Raw genomic sequence first — 15,872 nt, 5'->3', positions numbered from 1 at the left:
GGCCCTTTTCCAGGGATACAAGACCGGTATCGAAAAGGCCGCTGCGAGGGGAGAAACTACATCACGCGGTCGTGGACGCGCTTCAAAGACAATCATTCGTTCGAAGTTGAAATCGTCCGACCAAAGGAAGTCTCCAGGGGTAACTAGCATGGCTATGACGATGAATGGCGAGGTTCAACTCGATGCCTCGCGACAAGTCGTATGGGATAAACTTAACGATCCTACGGTCCTGAAGGCCTGCATACCAGGTTGCGAAGAGCTTGAGGCGACCGCCGAAGGTAGCTTTCGCGCAATCGCGAGGATGAGAGTGGGGCCTGTGTCCGCGCTTTTTAAGGGCAACGTGAAGCTCTCTGACCTCGACCCGCCCAACGGTTACAGGATTGCCGGACAGGGTGAAGGTGGCATCGCCGGCTTCGCCAAAGGGGGTGCGGTGGTTGGATTGAGCGAGAAGGAAGGTGGCACGTTGCTCACCTACTCAGTCGAGGCTCAGATAGGTGGAAAATTGGCACAGTTGGGTCAACGGCTTGTTCAAGGCACAGCAAAGAGGCTGGCCGACGAGTTCTTCACAAATTTTGCCAAGGAGATCGCCGAGAGACCCTAAGGACACACAGCCGCGTCGCGCGCGGTGGTGCGGGCAGTATCGGTTCGATAGGCCCCCGACGATCGTGAAAAGTGAGAACGGTCCCTTGCATTGCGGTTGGAGAAGTAGCGTGCATGTTAAGTACTTTTCTTGGGTGCGCGAAAGAATCGGCAAGTCCGAAGAGACTATCCAGCCGCCACCAGAAATATTGACCGTCGCCCAGCTAATTGGCTGGTTATGCATGCTGAGCGAGGAATATGCATATGCCTTTGAGAACAGACACGTAATCCGTGCGGCGATCGATCGGATGCACGTCGGCCACGACGCAAATATCTCCTCCGCTCGGGAAATCGCGTTCTTTCCGCCGATGACGGGCGGCTAACCCAGAACGGTGCGGCATGTCGGTACTCGTAAGTCTTCGCATTCAAGAGGCGGATTTCGATATCGCCCAGGAGATCGCCAATCTAAGGGTAGGGCGTAACGATATTGGAGCTATTGTGTCATTCGTCGGAGTGTGTCGGGCGGACGACGGCATCGCAGCTCTGAATCTTGAACATTATCCGGGCATGGTCGAGGTAGAGATTGCGCGTCATCTCAAGGAAGCGTTGTCGCGATGGCCGCTCACAGGCATCAGCTTGATCCATCGGTCCGGAAGAATTGCCGCTGGAGAAAACATAGTCCTGGTGATCGTAGCATCCGCGCACCGTACGGCTGCATTTGAAGCTGCTGAGTTTCTGATGGATTACGTTAAAACACGCGCTCCGTTCTGGAAGTGGGCAGAGACTGCGATGGGTGCCACGTGGATCGACGCCAATGATCGCGATGAGGCGGCCGCCGCGAGGTGGTTTTCCGATCCCCCAATGGCAGGTACCCAGCTGCGTATCATCGAGCAATCCGACGACAAAGAATAGAGGCTGAGTCGTCCAGTCAACTCGCGGACCTTCGCTCGAGGAGCAGGCGAAGGTCCGCGAAGCTATTAGCTATGGAGGTGGAAAACCTTGTTCATGATCTGCCACTTCCCGTCGAGCTTTAGAAGGGTAAACATGTCCGTAAAGCGCGATCCCGTCCAGTTATCGATTTCGAGCCTGACATTTGCGATGGTACCCACAACATCAATCTCCGAAATGCGAGCCTTGATGCCAGCCGCCGGCCCGTTGTTGTCGTTCCAGTCGTACAAGCCTTGAATGGGGCCGGCGAAAAGATCGGACCCGACGTAGCCAAAAATTGTCGCATCCTTGTGAAAAGCGGGCTTCATCGTGTTGCCCTTCCCGGACTTCGCGCCGTCGAGGTAATGTTGAATAACCTGACCAATGGCTTCGTAGTCCTCAAGGTTCGTAGCTGTAGCACTCATTTTGCTTCTTCCTTTCGAGATACACCACAACGCCGTTGAACGAACCGGAATTGTCCGCCGATGCCTACCGCGGGCGTCTTCACAGCAGGACCGCACATCGCGGCTTCCGACCGTAACTTTAATATCGAGACGAACGTCCTCACAGCGCCAGCACCGCCAAAGAATATGGTACCGGTCGCCGCACGAGCGACGCTGTCGCGCGTTCCGAATGCCGTCGCTTTGGGAGGGTTGAACGAAGGGAAGGAGCCATCGAACAAGGGACGCGTGAGCAAGCAGTCAGCCCACGTGTAGATCGATCAGCGCAGGCCAAGATCACAGAAGGGCTTTCGCCATCCTTGCGACGCCTTCCTCGATGGCCGCTTCAGCAAGCGCCGCAAAGCCGAGCAGGAGATACCGATCGCAATTTTCTAGGTAATCCGCGTCGGCGATATTTTGGTCCCGCAAGGTGTAGACGCCGACCTGGTGCGAGCGCAATTTTGCCTGAATCGCAGGAGCGTTATCAAAATCTGGCGGTAGCTCCCACACCAGGTGAGTACCGCAGCACACTGGGTTAATCTGGACCGACCCAAAATGCTTTTGAAGCGAAGTGATAAGATGGTCCCGTCGCCCCATATAAGTCCGTCTGATCTTTCTCAGATGTTGTTCAAATGCTCCGCCTTCGATGAAGTCGTTTAGCACCGCCTGCTCGAGCCACGGTACGCCGCTGCACGGGAAGCCGTAATCAAGAAGGGCGGTCGCATGAACGGCTGCATCGACGAGATGCGGAGGAGTGACCATATAGCCAACTCGCAGACCTGGTCCAATCGACGTCGCAAATGACCCGACGTAGACGACATGCCCGTGAGCATCGAGACTTTTCAGAGACGGTGATGGTGAGCCTTCATAGCGAATTTCGGCATCGAAATCCACTTCGACGATGTGAGAGTCAGTTTGCCGAGCCCAGCTCAGTAATGCTTCCCGGCGCGACGCCGGCAGTGTCACGCCCATTGGGTATTGGCGTGCGGGGGTCACGAACGCGACGCCGTTTCTTGACTGTGGCAGGTGTCTCACCGCGATGCCGCTCTGATCGACCGGGATCGGTAGAATCTGTGCGCCATAGGCCCGAAAAAGACTTGCGGTAACACTGCAGCCCGGCGCTTCCATCGTGACAATTGTCCCGGCGCGAACAAATAGGTGGGCCGCGACGTTCAGCGCTTGCTGTACGCCAGTCACAATCACGATCTGATCCGGGCTGCAGACCATTCCACGAGAGGCCCCAAGATACCCAGCCAAGGTCTCGCGAAATTCGCGTAGCCCCTGCGGGGCACCGTAGTATGTCAGGTTGAATCGCGAAGACTGCATCCGCCAATTGGTAAGCCGCCTCCAGATCCCTCGCGGAAAGGAAGCGGGGTCGGTGCTCTCGAGCGCAAAATCAAAAATGATCTCCTGCCGAACAGTCTTTGGCTTAAATTGGGCCACTGCAGTCGGCATAACCAAATTGATCGGCTTTGCGAGGTGCGAAGCCCTGCCCGCTCTTTCGGTAACGGACATCGAGTTGTCGGGAAGGGTACGCGACACATAGGTGCCTGCCCCCTCTCTTGGTTCGAGAAATCCCTGCGCTATCAAGGTCTCATACGCGAGGATGACTGTGTTGCGCGAAACGCCGAGTTGCTCGCTAAGGAATCTGCTGCTTGGCAGACGTGTTCCTGGCTTTAGGCGGCCAGACAGGATCATCCCGTGGATCTGTTGAAAGATCTGAGCTTGGAGCGGTGCGCCGCTAGAGTCTATTTCAAAGGCTAATTGCACCTTGACCTCCTATAGCCGCGCGCCCGCTTATATTGGCGCCTAAGCTCATTTCGGCCTTGCCAGGTTCTCACAACCTTGAGGGGCCTTAGTACAGTACGCTTACGTGTCGGACGCCGCAAGCATCTCAGCAATTCGTGTGAACTTCTCTCTAGGTTTCTCCGAGAGCAAACCGCGTTGTCTCTCGGCGCGGTCAATTGCCTCCCATCCTCCAAAGGACACTTGCTTCAGCGATCTCTGGTCCAGCGAGCACTTTAATGCTGCGTAGCCAGGCTTCGGCTGGGAGGAAAAGCTGGAGAGCTCCCCGAGCAGGGTCGTGACGGTTGCGATGCTGCAGGCTCGGTTTGTCCCGATGATGCCCGACGGCCCCCGTTTGATCCAGCCGGCGACATACATGGGAAGCTCTTGCGATGATCGCAGCGACACGCGACCGTTCACGTTGGGTATAGTGCCGCACGCATCATCAAACGGGATGCCTTCCAGCGGCACCCCGCGATAGCCGACACTACGAATCATGAGCCCGGCTTTGATACTCACGGTGTCGCCCGTGCCTACTGCCTGCTGGTGACCCGCCGGGCCAACAAGCTGGTTTCGCTCGAGAACTAGCTCCTCGAGGCCGACGGCGCCACGCGCCTCTCGTGGGCTAAGAAAGAACCGAAACTGGCACGCCTTAGCCTTTTCCCGCCTACGTGCTGAGAAGCTACGGAACACTTCGAAGTTTCGGGCACGGATTGGCTCACGCGGATCGTTGAGCTCTGCCTTGGATTGCTCGCTCAAGATCAGGTCGGTCGGATCGACAATGGGATCGCACTCCGAAAGCTGGCCGAGCTCTCGGAGCTCCTTTGTGGTAAAGCGCGCTTGAGCTGGGCCCCTGCGTCCGATCAAATAGATTTCGCGGATGCGGCTTTCGGCGAGGGCCTCCAGCGCATGGGCTGCGATATCAGTCTTTCTCAGTTCGTCGATCGACTTCGCCAAGATCCGACAGATGTCGATAGCAACATTGCCCTGGCCGACTATGACGGCACACTCGGTCGAAAAGTCGAACTGTTGATCGCGGAAGTCGGGATGCCCATTGTACCACCCGACAAACGATGACGCCGCATGGATCCCCGGAAGCGTCTCGCCAGGTATTCCAAGTCTCCGATCGGTTGCCGCTCCGGTGGCAAAGATCGCTGCATGGTAGCAGTCTCCCAATTCGTCGACGGTAAAGTCTCTTCCGAACGAAATATTGCCGACGAAGGAAAACCGGGGATGCTTTGCGATGAGTGCGTAGGTGTCAGCAACATCCTTCAATCTTGGATGATCGGGTGCGACGCCATGGCGGACCAATCCATACGGCACCGGAAGCCGTTCGAGAACATCAACTTCTACAGTGTAATCTGATTGCAGGAGGGCCTCGGCCGCGTAGAAGCCGCTCGGCCCGCTTCCAATGATGGCGATCCGTAGTGGGTTATTTGGCGTTCCAGGTGCGTTCACAGGCAAACCGTTATCGTCTGTTGAAGCTCAGGGGTTTCCGTAGCCGAGCGCGACACGTCGAGCTTCGGCGTTAGGCAGCGGGGTTTGTTTGCTACGGATGACGGGCGTACGGGCTGATTTTTGAGCATTGATCTCAATCCACATGATCTGGTCGTCCGGCAGATCGGCACTTTCACTGATGGCGTGGACCGGGCATGCCGGCACGCAGGCAGCGCAGTCAACGCAGGCGATGGGGTCGATGTACATACGGTCTTCGTCGCCGTGAAAACAGGCTACGGGACAGACGAGAACGCAATCTGTGAAGCGACAATTGGTGCAATTTCCAGTGACGACGTGTGGCATCTTCGTTCCTCATCCTAAGAAAGTTGTTGCAACAGACTAGCCGCCTGTCACCGCCATAATCCGGCTTATCTTTTCCGGTTTTTCAATGAACTCGTGACGCTCAGGCTTTATGCTCATCGCTTCTCGGAGAGCTTCGACAATCTCGAGATCGCTGGCGCCTCGGCGTAGCATCGGGCCAAACGCTGCCCGTTCCCGCTGGCCGAGGCACAGATACATCGTCCCGTCTGCGGTCAATCGGACTCGGTTGCATGCGGCACAGAAGTGGTCCGAGAGCGGGGTGATGAAGCCTACACTGAATTTTCCATCGGGCGTCTTTAGATACCGCGCGGGACCGCCGCCGGATGATTCCCCCGCTATCAGACCGAGCTCTGACTGGAGACGTCGTCGAGTGGGCTGAAGGTCAAGAAACTGCGCGTTACGGCCCGTGGCTCCCATTGGCATGGTTTCGATAAAGCGAAGAACAAAGCCGTGGTTCATGCAGAAATCGATCATGTCATCGATTTCGTCGTCGTTCACCCCGCGCATGGCGACCATATTGATCTTGATCGGAGCGAACCCGACTTGCTTGGCGGCGGCAAGACCAGCAAGAATTTTATGAAGGACATCACGGCCGGTTATCGTCTGAATGCGGTCGGCGCGTAGAGAATCTAGGCTGACATTGACCCGACTAAGACCTGCGCGCTTCAGGGGGGCTGCGAGCGTCTCCAGTCGTGTTGCGTTGGTGCTCAGGGAGACATCGAAGATCCCGGGGACGGCAGCAATTTTCGCTACAAGGTCGGGGAGATCTCGTCGCACCAGGGGCTCGCCCCCCGTCAGACGAACGCGCTTTAGCCCGCGAGGTGCCATGATCGAAAGCAGCCGCTCGATCTCACCAAACTTTAGCCAGGAGGCCGGCTCCTGGAAGCCTCGAAAACCCTTTGGAATGCAATACGAGCATCGCAAGTCACACCGGTCAGTGACCGAAAGTCGCAAATACTCAATGCGGCGCCCGAACTTGTCTGTCAGAATAGGGCCGTGGTTTTCCATTGTGACCTATCCGTATGGCGCGCGTAGAGCCGCCCTTTTTATGATTATGTGACAGAACGTCGGGGTCCCTTAGAGCCAGCAGGGGGGAAAGGACTGAGTCCGGCCGGCCACGTGGCCCTACGAGATTCGTTGCTACCGGTACTTTCGTGCCTCTTTTTCCTGGACCTATCGTTGTCCGGTTTGGACCGCGCGTCTCAAACGACAACTTAAAAGGTAGGAGGAATATGTCCCATGGCTACCGCTGCTCCCGCCACGGCGCCGAAGGTGTTTTTTGGAGGCTGCCCGCATGATTGTCCCGACACCTGTGCGATGCTCTATACGGTGGAAGGCGATCGACTTGTGAACGTCCGAGGAAATCCCGATCACCCGATTACTCGCGGTGGATTATGCGTCAAGCTCAATGACTATTCGGATCGCCACTATCACGCAGATCGCGTTCTGTACCCGTTGAAGCGGAATGGCCCCAAGGGGACGCGATCGTTTGTCCGCATCAGCTGGGATCAAGCGCTCACTGAAATCAGGGACCGTTGGACCAAGACCATTTCGGCATACGGAGCCGAAGCAATTATGCCCGTAAGCTACCTCGGAAATGAGGGGCTTGTGCAGGGCCTGACGGTCGGAGATGCGTTCTTCAACAAGCTCGGTTCGACGGTATGTGAGAAGACTTATTGCGCCTCTGGCTCAAGTACCGCGTGGCTTCTCACGGTCGGGCCGACAAATGCTCTCGATCCGGAAAGCTTTTCGCACTCAAAATACATCATCATCTGGGGATGCAATACCCTCACGACGAATCTGCATCATTGGCCCTTCGTCAACGAAGCGCGCCAGAAGGGTGCAAAGCTGGTCGTTATCGATCCGTACAAGTCGCGTACTGCTAAGCAGGCGGACTGGCACATCATGCCGAAACCGGGTACCGACGGCGCCTTGGCGATGGCACTTATTCAGACATTGATCGCCGAGGGCATGGTTGATCAAGACTATGTCGATAAGCATGTCCTGGGCTTTCCCGAGCTCAAGCAACACGCGGCCAGCTGCACGCCGGAATGGGCGGCGAAGATAACGGGTGTTGACGCGGATGATATCCGGAAGCTGGCACGAGAATATGGCACCTCAAGGAACGCCTCCATCCGCATAGGCGTCGCTCTTGAGCGTACGGCGGGCGGAGCTCAAGCGATACGCGCTATCATAGCTCTACCGGCCTTGACCGGGGCATGGAAGGATGTAGCTGGCGGAATCTATCAAGCGCCCCTTTGGGAATTCCCCGTGAACTTCGAGGCCATCTGTCGACCTGATTGGATTAAGCCAGGCACTCGCGTGGTTAATCTGCTCAAGTTGGGCCAAGCTCTGCTGGGCGAAATTCCGCTGGATCCACCGATCAAGTCCCTGATGGTTTATAACACCAATCCGGTTACGCAGGCCATGGACGTCGACAACGTGGTCAAGGGCCTTCAGAGAGAAGACTTGTTCACCGTCGTTGCGGATCACTTCATCAGCGACACAGCGGCTTATGCCGATATTGTCCTTCCCGCCACCATGGCAGCCGAGCACGATGACATGATGTTTTCGTGGGGGCACTTCTACCTTACGCTCAATCAAAAGGCCATTGAGCCTCCGGGCGAGGCGTGTTCGAACGCTGAAATCTTTCGAAGGCTTGCGAAGGTGATGGGCTTTACAGAACCCGAATTCACCAAATCGGATCTGGAGTTGGCGGCGAGCGCGATCGACTGGTCTGCACCTCAGGTCGACGGCATCAATATGGATGTGATGCGTGCAAAGGGTTTTGCGAAGCTCAACTTGGGGGCCGCCGATACCAGAACCCCCCATGCGGAGGGCAACTTCAAGACGCCATCTGGCAAGTGCGAGCTTTATCTAGAGAATGCAACGAATTTCGTGGCTCCTCCATTTCGTCAACTCTACGGCGATATGCAAAGCGGAGAGCGCATTGAACCGTTGCCCGGTTACACGCGGCCGTACGAAAGCGCGGCAGACGAGCCGGAGCTCGCGAAGTTATATCCTTTGAGTATCGTTGCTCCGAAGAGCCATGCGTTCTTGAACACAAACTACGCGAATGAGACCAAGAAGCGCAGGCTGCAGGGTGAGCAATTTGTGCTGGTCAATCCCAAGGACGCATCCGAGCGGATGATCGAAGATGGGGATGCTCTGAAAGTCTATAATCGGACCGGTGGCTTCCACGGGGTGGCCAAAGTAACTGAGGACGTTCCTCCGGGTCTCGTCGTGGCCACCGTTGGATACTGGCGTACTCACAACGAGCAAGGGACGGTCAACAGCGTAAGCGCCCCTCGTTTTGGCGGAATGGGAAACTGCCCGACGTTCTCGGACAACCTGGTTCAGGTTGAGCGGATTGTCGGTAAGAATGCATCGCGCAGCCTGCACGAGCCAGAGCCAGTCGCGTTGATATCAGCATAGTTGGACGCTCCGGGTGGATCCGCTCGAATAGGCTGCGGATCCACCCTACGGGAGCTGCTAGCCAGTGGGTGCCAGGCAATAGGCGCTAGCCAGAAGTGAATTCTCTGATCGGAAGCAGCAGAGCTCCGGCCTTCACCGATCGCACCGAACGGCGGTTGAGTGTCTTCCAGCCAACGGGTATTCTTCCAAAGCCCGGTTAGACCTAAACCTACAATGCTTACGCTGAGAGCGTAGGGCGGGACGCCGACGATGCGACCGCTGCAATAGGTGAAGGGTCAAATCATGAGCGCTGAACAGAAGGTCGTCATCATCACGGGCGCGTCCCAAGGGATCGGCGCCGGACTAGTTAGGGCTTACCTCGATCGCAACTATCGGGTGGTTGCCAATTCTCGGTCGATCAAGGCCAGTTCCGACGCTGACGTCCTTGTTGTTCCAGGCGACATCGGCAAGCCGGAAACAGCGGACCGGATCGTCCGGGAGGCACTTGAGCGCTTTGGACGAATCGACACTCTGGTGAACAACGCTGGTGTGTTCCTTTCCAAGCCGTTCGTTGAGTTCACTCAGGAAGATTACGCCTACAACATGGGCGTTAATGTCGCCGGCTTCTTTCATATTACCCAGCGCGCGGCCGTCGAGATGCTGGCGCAGAACTCGGGCCACATAGTCAACGTGACCACCAGCCTGGTTAACCAGCCGATGGCCGGGGTCCCCGCGGCCCTCGCGTCCTTGACGAAGGGAGGCTTAAACGCCGTGACGAAGGCATTGGCCATGGAGTTCTCGAAGAGTGGCATTCGCGTCAATGCCGTTTCGCCGGGCATTATCAAGACCCCCATGCACCCGTCCGAGAACCACGAGGCGCTCGGGAAACTCCATCCGGTCGGTCGTATGGGCGAGGTCCGCGATATCGTCGACGCTGTACTTTATCTCGAGACAGCCTGCTTCGTGACCGGCGAAATTCTTCACGTCGACGGCGGTCAAAACTCCGGACATTGGTGAGCCACTCGATGCTGGCCCGAGCAATGCCGCGGCCGGCATCCGATCATCTGTCGAAGGCGTCGCTGAGTATGAGGCCATAGGGCGCCAGCTGAAACTGGTGCGGCCGATCGAATGCGGCTGCGGGGGGCGACCAAATCAATCGGATCTCGACAGCGTCGCAATAGCGAGGGCCGATTGCAGCTAAAAAAAAAGGTTGCGCCATACACGAGACCTCGCAGGTTACAGCGGTGGAGTGATGCCGTTGTAGCCGACAAGAACGACCGCCGCAGACAAAACGGTGTCGTCACTTTTCGGCGCAACGACAACCGTATCCACCCCGATCGCCAAATCTGTACGTTCACCAAGTGCAAGAGAGCGGATTGGCACGGATGGCGGCACAAAGAGTTTCTGTCGGCCGGTCTTATATCTCACGGTCATCTCCCGACCATTAGTTACGACCAATTCGCCGACAGCCTCGCTGCTCATCGTGCTGGATAGTCCGAGATAGCCGTCGAAAAGTGGGTGGCCTGGATCACGTAACGCAGAATCAAACACGGAGATCTCGAGTGCCTCTAATCTTCCATCAAGCTGCAAGGCAACCGTTGATCCGATCAGGCTGTTTGGCTGAACATTTGAGAATTCAGTGCGGTTCACGACGAGGATTTTGGTGTCCGGAGTCAATCGTATGGCGAGGTTCTTTCCATCGCGAGTCTTAAGCTGGATGGATTGATCCATAATTTGCTCGATAGTACCACGTATGCGGCGCGATGGGCTTTCAGCGGCAGTTCTATTCACAGCCGTAAAGATAAGACAGATCATGAAAAGCAGCGGTCGTCTCATATCGAGATCCAATGGTGCTGGTCGGGCAGCTGTAGCGAGCAACGAGGCGTTAAGTCACGCGTCCGACGCTGCGACCGCGGTTCATTTTGTCGAGGAGGGGGCACCCGGAGCAAGTGCCGGTACAAGCCTCCTGCTATCTCACCTGCGTCACGTTAACGGTATCGGACGAATAACCGATCGATCCGCGCCGCCGTACGTGTAGCCGACTGCACATAACGTTGGCTGGCGCCACACAATGCAACCTGATTCTATCATTCGAGCATTTGACGTTGCAAAGGCCCTGGCATTTGTCGGCGACTTCAGCATGGGGCAGCCGACTGACCATTCGCTTCGAACAGCGTGGATTGCACGGAAGTTAGCTGCTGTCGACGGCCTGAGCTCGGTTGACGTCGACGTCGTCTGCGAAGCATCGCTGCTTCGGTGGACCGGGTGTATCGCCAGTGCGGTCCGACCGGGCGAATTACCCAGTGACGATATTGCCGAAAAAGCAGGATTGGTCGGCTCTCGAACGGCATGGATAAATGCCAAGGACCCCAATGTCAGTTTTGAGGAGGCGATCCGGCCTCTGGCGCTAATTCACTGCGAGGCGTCCGAAGAAATTGGGCGCATGCTTTACCTCGGTGGCGCCGCTCAAGGGACGTTGCGGCGCATTTTTGAGATTTACGACGGGCGTCGAAAGCCGTTGCGCGCGGCACCCGATCGTATTCCGCGTCCGGTCTTCATTGTCTCGCTCGCCAGCGACCTTGAGATTTTCACGAGGGCCTACGGCGTCGAAGGGGCAATGACACTATTGAGCGAGAAGGGCGGTACGGACTATCCCGCAAACCTTGCGCGCGTGGTCATGGCCCATAGTCCCCAATGGCTCTCGGAGCTTGATCGAATGAGCGCCGAGGAGCTGGACACCTCGATTCTTACCGGAGATCTACAGAAAATCGTGTCGACAGAATTGATTGCCGACGTGGTCGACCTCAAATTGCCCTGGGCGGCAGGAGCGTCTCGAATCGTTGCCCAAGTAGCTGCGGCGTGCTGCAGGAGTATGGGCTTGAATGAAGAGAGCCAAACTCGGGTTTATCGAGCCGGACTAATTCACGGCATTGGTAACGTTGCGGTTGCCGGCGCGATGTGGTCCGATCCTGCCTCCCGGTCGGCATCTGCGTGGGAAAAAGTGCGTCTCGCGCCTTACTGGACGCTTCGGGCGGGAAAGCAGATTCCCGCTCTCGCGCAGGAAGCAGAAATCGCGTCGTTTGCCCACGAGCGTCTGGATGGCTCGGGATACTTCCGAGGCGCCGTCGGTAACTCAATTCCTTTGGAGGCGCGCATCCTCGGGGCAGCGGTAGCATGGGTCGAGTTACGATCCGCGCGCCCCTGGAGAGAAGGCCTGCCGGCTACAGAAGCCATGGCTCAGCTTGAGAATGAAGTGCGGATCGGGCGCTTCGAGCCGAGTATCGTCGGCTGCGTTGGATCGAACCGGCCTGGCGAGCGTCGATTTAGGCCAACCCGTTCAAAGAATCTCCTTTCTTCGCGCGAAATCGAAGTGCTTCACCGTATTAGCCTGGGTGGCAGCAATAAGGAAGTGGCGCGGGACTTGAGATTGAGCCCGAGTACTGTTCGCACCCATGTCGAGAGCATCTTCCGCAAGCTTGAATGCTCAACGCGCACGGCCGCGACCTTTAAGGCATCTTCAATGGGGTTATTACCCTCCGAGCCGACCGGCTTCTGCCCGGCAATTGATCGCGTCTAACCAACCGGTAATCTGTAGTCCAGATATCTGTAATCACAACTAATCATTTTATGGGACGACCTGTTCGTGCAACGGTCTACGACAAGCATATCGTCGAAAGGCGACAGCGAGCGAATCGCTGAAGGCATCACACCAAACCAGGCGAACTGTGTGCTGCAAAATCTGCATTGTCGATCCTGATCGCGCCGATGACAACCCGCGGCCGGCGCAATCTATTCTGCTGTGCGGCCAGTGGATGGGGACGTGAAAAGCACCCGGGAGTGGAGAGATCCGTTATGCAGGATAATACCCCATCTACAGTTGGATTTGACCACGTCGGGCTTGCTGTGAAGAACCTCACGGACGCACGCCGCTTTTTCTGCGAGTGCCTTGGCTGGGACGTTGTCGGCGAGAGGCCAAACTATCCGGCTTCGTTCGTGTCGGACGGAAGCGCCGTCGTGACGCTCTGGCAAGTCGAGGACCCGCAAGGCTGCCATCCCTTCAATCGCCGGCTCAATGTAGGTTTGCATCACCTTGCGTTGAGAGTTGCGGATCTAGATGCTCTCGAGGCACTGCACAAGCGTGTCGCAGCATGGCCCGGTGCTGTAATAGAGTTTGGTCCAGAGCAGTCGGGGAAAGGACCTAAGATGCACTTTATGATGCTGGAACCGGGCGGCATAAGGATAGAGTTCGCCTGTATCTCTCCTGCGGCTAGATAAGTCAGTTAGATCTGTCACGACCGGACTACGCACAACGCACGTGGCCGGTCTAGGGCTCCTTTGGGCGATGAACGTCGTCGTGGAATCAAATCGCGGACGCGGCAGGGGTGTCTGTCAGCGGCCCGCGCGATACAGACCGATCAAGCGCCGAGGTCGAACTAAATCGCACGCCATCTCTACAGAAGATGACCGTCATCTGAACAAGTAATTGTTCGGCGTTTGCACGCTCGTGTAACCTAGCATCTGTGTTGCGTCCTAAGCGCACTCACGCTGTCTCGGTGTTTTGCGTCATTGAGCGCTGCCAGACAAGCTTGGCATCGATCTCGTCTTGCGCGCGAAAGGCAATCTTTATCAATACCCAGATAGTGTGTTTTGAGCCGAAGTGATCGGCGCTCCAGCATATGGGAGGTTCGCGATGCTCGGCAAGTTCAGAATTGCGTCGAAGCTGTTGTTGATGGTCGGGGTCTCAATAGCCGCTACAATCGCGGTCGCCTTCGTGGGTCTCTTGGCGTTGAAGAGCAACCTGCTCGAGGATCGCAAGGATAAGCTCCAGCAACTGGTCCTCTTGGCAAAGCAAGCGGTTGAGTTGGATTTCGAGGCGTCCCGAAGCGTCGGGCTGTCCGACGCGCAGGCGAGGGAACGTAGCAGGCAACTCCTGCAGTCATTGCACTTCGGAAAGGACGACTACTTCTACGCGCTCGATATGAATGCTGTTCTGGTCGCTCATCCGAATCCCAAGCTGCAGAGCAAGAGCATGGTAGATGCGGTGGACGCCAACGGCGTCCCGTTCGCCCGGCTACAGGTCGATCTCGTCAAGTCAGTGGGATCTGGATTCGTTGCATTTAGCTTTCCACGAGTTGGAAATGGCGAGCCCTTGCCCAAGATTAGCTATGCGGTTGCGTTCAAGCCATACGAGTGGGTGATCGCAGGCGGCATCTACCTCGACGATATCGATGCGATGTTCATGTCACAGCTGAAGCAGGTCGGGTTGCTCGCCCTGATCGCGCTCACGATCGTCATTGTAACCTCAGTATTTCTCAGTCACAGCATCGTAAAGCCAATTGTCGATCTCACCGCGGCTATGCGCAATCTGGCGGGTGGCGATACAGAGTCTCTAATTCCGTCGCTGGATCGTGCCGACGAGTTCGGAGCGATGGCAAGGTCGGTCAAGGTCTTCAAGGACGCGATGATTGAGGCTGGACGGCTACGCCACGAGCAGGACGTTCTGCAGGTGAAGGCAGAGACGGAAAAAAGAGCGCTCGTGAATACACTGGCGGACAATTTTGAGCGAGGAATTCGGGCTTCGCTCGAGAGCTTGTCGGACTCGGCCGCCGAGATGCGGACTGCCTCTCAAGGCATGTCGGAGGCTGCGCTGGCAGCGAGCCGCCGATCCACCGTGGTTGCCACCGCCGCCGAAGCCGCGACCACCAGCGTTCAATCGGTCGCCTCTGCGACGGAGGAGCTATCGGCTTCAATTGCGGAAATCGGTAGCCAAGCAACGCGATCAACGAAGGTGGCGAGTGACGCGGTCGATGAGGCGCGGCGGACCAATCTGACGGTCCAGGGGCTCGTCGTGACGACCGGAAAAATTGGTGATGTGGTGCAACTGATCACTGAGATTGCGAGTCAAACGAACCTCTTGGCACTTAATGCAACGATCGAGGCAGCCCGGGCGGGCGAAGCCGGGAAAGGCTTTGCGGTCGTCGCGAGCGAGGTGAAGTCGCTGGCCAGTCAGACAGCGAAAGCCACCGAAGACATCTCTGCCCAGGTGGCGAGCATGCAGGATGCGATGCGCGATGCAGTCCAAGCAATCGAGCACATCGGGGGCACGATATCCTCTATGAGCGAGATCGCGATCGCGATTGCCTCGGCAGTTGAGGAGCAGGATGCAGCGACCCGCGAGATTGCGCGTAATATCCAGCAGGCCGCGCAGGGTACCGGAGAGGTTTCAAACAACATTGTCAGCGTAAACGAGGCCGCGGGCCGCACGGGCGCTGCAGCGGGCCTCGTTCTGTCGGCGGTCGATTATCTCACTCGTCAATCCACCGCGCTCCGGGCAGATGTGGACCGCTTCTTAACAAGCGTCCGGGCCGCGTAACACGGTGTTCAAGGCTGACTCGAATGTCGCGCGTCGGTGTATTGGCCCGGCGGTGCTGCGTCGCTCCGGCTTGTCATCTGCGTTCAAGATGGTCTTGATCAGTAATAAATATTATCCACGCGCAGGCTGGAGTAGCTATAGGTTGTGCCGCACATCGCGTATCTCGGTTCGTAAGGATTGGAGTGATCGGGCACAAGCAAGTGTTTGAAGCGTGTGCTGGAGCGAGGGCATCTGTCGTGAGCAGAATGTGGGTCACAGCGTGAGTGACGATCAAGTTGGAGGAATGAATGAAGTGGGCCTCACCAAAGATCGTTGAAGTGTCGGTTGGCATGGAGATCAATATGTACGCAAGCGCCACTGGCTCCTCGAAGCCAGTTTCGGTTTAGTTTATCTGTTCTACATCGTGGATAGTTGCGAGTTCTCCCTTCTCGAGATGGCGATGGTTCCTCGTCGTCAGCACTTGGCCGGCGCCCTTGGCGCCGGCTTTTTTCTTTAGGTTGGGCAGTCTGCTGGCAGCTCAAAACGCTACGCGGCCC

General features: G+C 56.9%; 15 protein-coding genes. 9 read left to right on the top strand and 6 right to left on the bottom strand.

The genetic code is table 11. From position 1 onward, the window contains the following. Nucleotides 1–148: 148 nt before the first annotated feature. From ACVWY5_RS33065 to ACVWY5_RS33055, 3 genes are all read left to right on the top strand, one after another. Nucleotides 149–601, top strand: coding sequence for an SRPBCC family protein (locus ACVWY5_RS33065; protein ID WP_028352342.1), 453 nt, complete (start codon nt 149–151; stop codon nt 599–601). A 109-nt stretch (nt 602–710) separates the two neighbouring features. Then, nucleotides 711–962, top strand: a complete 252-nt coding sequence (gene moaD, locus ACVWY5_RS33060; RefSeq protein ID WP_028352341.1) for a molybdopterin converting factor subunit 1 — start codon at nt 711–713, stop codon at nt 960–962. A gap of 16 nt (nt 963–978) precedes the next feature. Next, entirely contained in the window at nt 979–1,491 is a 513-nt protein-coding gene (locus ACVWY5_RS33055) for a molybdenum cofactor biosynthesis protein MoaE (RefSeq protein ID WP_051383915.1), read from the top strand. A 65-nt stretch (nt 1,492–1,556) separates the two neighbouring features. Here the strand turns inward: ACVWY5_RS33055 and ACVWY5_RS33050 are convergent, their stop codons facing one another. The 5 genes from ACVWY5_RS33050 to moaA all read right to left on the bottom strand — a co-directional run bounded on the left by ACVWY5_RS33050 (nt 1,557) and on the right by moaA (nt 6,557). Then, a complete protein-coding gene (locus tag ACVWY5_RS33050; RefSeq protein WP_028352340.1) occupies nt 1,557–1,931 on the bottom strand; it encodes a nuclear transport factor 2 family protein in 375 nt (124 codons plus the stop codon). Nucleotides 1,932–2,243: 312 nt separating this feature from the next. Further along, on the bottom strand, nt 2,244–3,716 hold the full coding sequence (gene pdxR / locus ACVWY5_RS33045) for a MocR-like pyridoxine biosynthesis transcription factor PdxR (protein ID WP_028352339.1): 1,473 nt from the start codon (nt 3,714–3,716) through the stop codon (nt 2,244–2,246). Between the two features lie 99 nt (nt 3,717–3,815). After that, nucleotides 3,816–5,189 (bottom strand): FAD-dependent oxidoreductase, encoded by a 1,374-nt coding sequence (locus ACVWY5_RS33040; RefSeq protein WP_028352338.1) that lies wholly within the window; start codon nt 5,187–5,189, stop codon nt 3,816–3,818. A 27-nt stretch (nt 5,190–5,216) separates the two neighbouring features. Next, on the bottom strand, nt 5,217–5,531 hold the full coding sequence (locus ACVWY5_RS33035; protein WP_080673074.1) for a ferredoxin family protein: 315 nt from the start codon (nt 5,529–5,531) through the stop codon (nt 5,217–5,219). A 36-nt stretch (nt 5,532–5,567) separates the two neighbouring features. Continuing rightward, complete coding sequence (gene moaA, locus ACVWY5_RS33030) at nt 5,568–6,557, bottom strand: GTP 3',8-cyclase MoaA (RefSeq protein ID WP_038381804.1); 990 nt, start codon at nt 6,555–6,557, stop codon at nt 5,568–5,570. Nucleotides 6,558–6,788: 231 nt separating this feature from the next. On the opposite strand from moaA, the gene ACVWY5_RS33025 reads away from it, so the two are divergent. Both ACVWY5_RS33025 and ACVWY5_RS33020 read left to right on the top strand, forming a co-directional pair. Then, nucleotides 6,789–8,984 (top strand): molybdopterin-dependent oxidoreductase, encoded by a 2,196-nt coding sequence (locus ACVWY5_RS33025; RefSeq protein WP_080673073.1) that lies wholly within the window; start codon nt 6,789–6,791, stop codon nt 8,982–8,984. 282 nt (nt 8,985–9,266) lie between these two features. Beyond that, on the top strand, nt 9,267–9,980 hold the full coding sequence (locus ACVWY5_RS33020; RefSeq protein ID WP_028352336.1) for an SDR family oxidoreductase: 714 nt from the start codon (nt 9,267–9,269) through the stop codon (nt 9,978–9,980). Nucleotides 9,981–10,199: 219 nt separating this feature from the next. Here the strand turns inward: ACVWY5_RS33020 and ACVWY5_RS33015 are convergent, their stop codons facing one another. After that, nucleotides 10,200–10,799: a hypothetical protein gene (locus ACVWY5_RS33015; protein ID WP_028352335.1), complete on the bottom strand. Its 600-nt coding sequence runs from the start codon at nt 10,797–10,799 to the stop codon at nt 10,200–10,202. Nucleotides 10,800–11,034: 235 nt separating this feature from the next. Between ACVWY5_RS33015 and ACVWY5_RS33010 the strand changes: the two genes are divergently transcribed. From ACVWY5_RS33010 to pqqA, 4 genes are all read left to right on the top strand, one after another. Continuing rightward, on the top strand, nt 11,035–12,540 hold the full coding sequence (locus ACVWY5_RS33010) for an HD domain-containing phosphohydrolase (RefSeq protein WP_051383913.1): 1,506 nt from the start codon (nt 11,035–11,037) through the stop codon (nt 12,538–12,540). 275 nt (nt 12,541–12,815) lie between these two features. Next, nucleotides 12,816–13,238 (top strand): VOC family protein, encoded by a 423-nt coding sequence (locus tag ACVWY5_RS33005; RefSeq protein ID WP_028352334.1) that lies wholly within the window; start codon nt 12,816–12,818, stop codon nt 13,236–13,238. Nucleotides 13,239–13,653: 415 nt separating this feature from the next. Further along, nucleotides 13,654–15,336, top strand: a complete 1,683-nt coding sequence (locus tag ACVWY5_RS33000) for a methyl-accepting chemotaxis protein (protein WP_028352333.1) — start codon at nt 13,654–13,656, stop codon at nt 15,334–15,336. Between the two features lie 287 nt (nt 15,337–15,623). After that, the gene (pqqA, locus tag ACVWY5_RS32995) at nt 15,624–15,722 is read left to right on the top strand and encodes a pyrroloquinoline quinone precursor peptide PqqA (RefSeq protein ID WP_080673072.1); all 99 of its coding nucleotides are present in this window, start codon (nt 15,624–15,626) and stop codon (nt 15,720–15,722) included. Nucleotides 15,723–15,872 lie beyond the last annotated feature (150 nt).

The organism is Bradyrhizobium sp. USDA 3256, from assembly GCF_054058275.1.
Note: the sequence above shows the minus strand (reverse complement) of the source record. Positions and strands in the feature narration are given on the sequence as shown.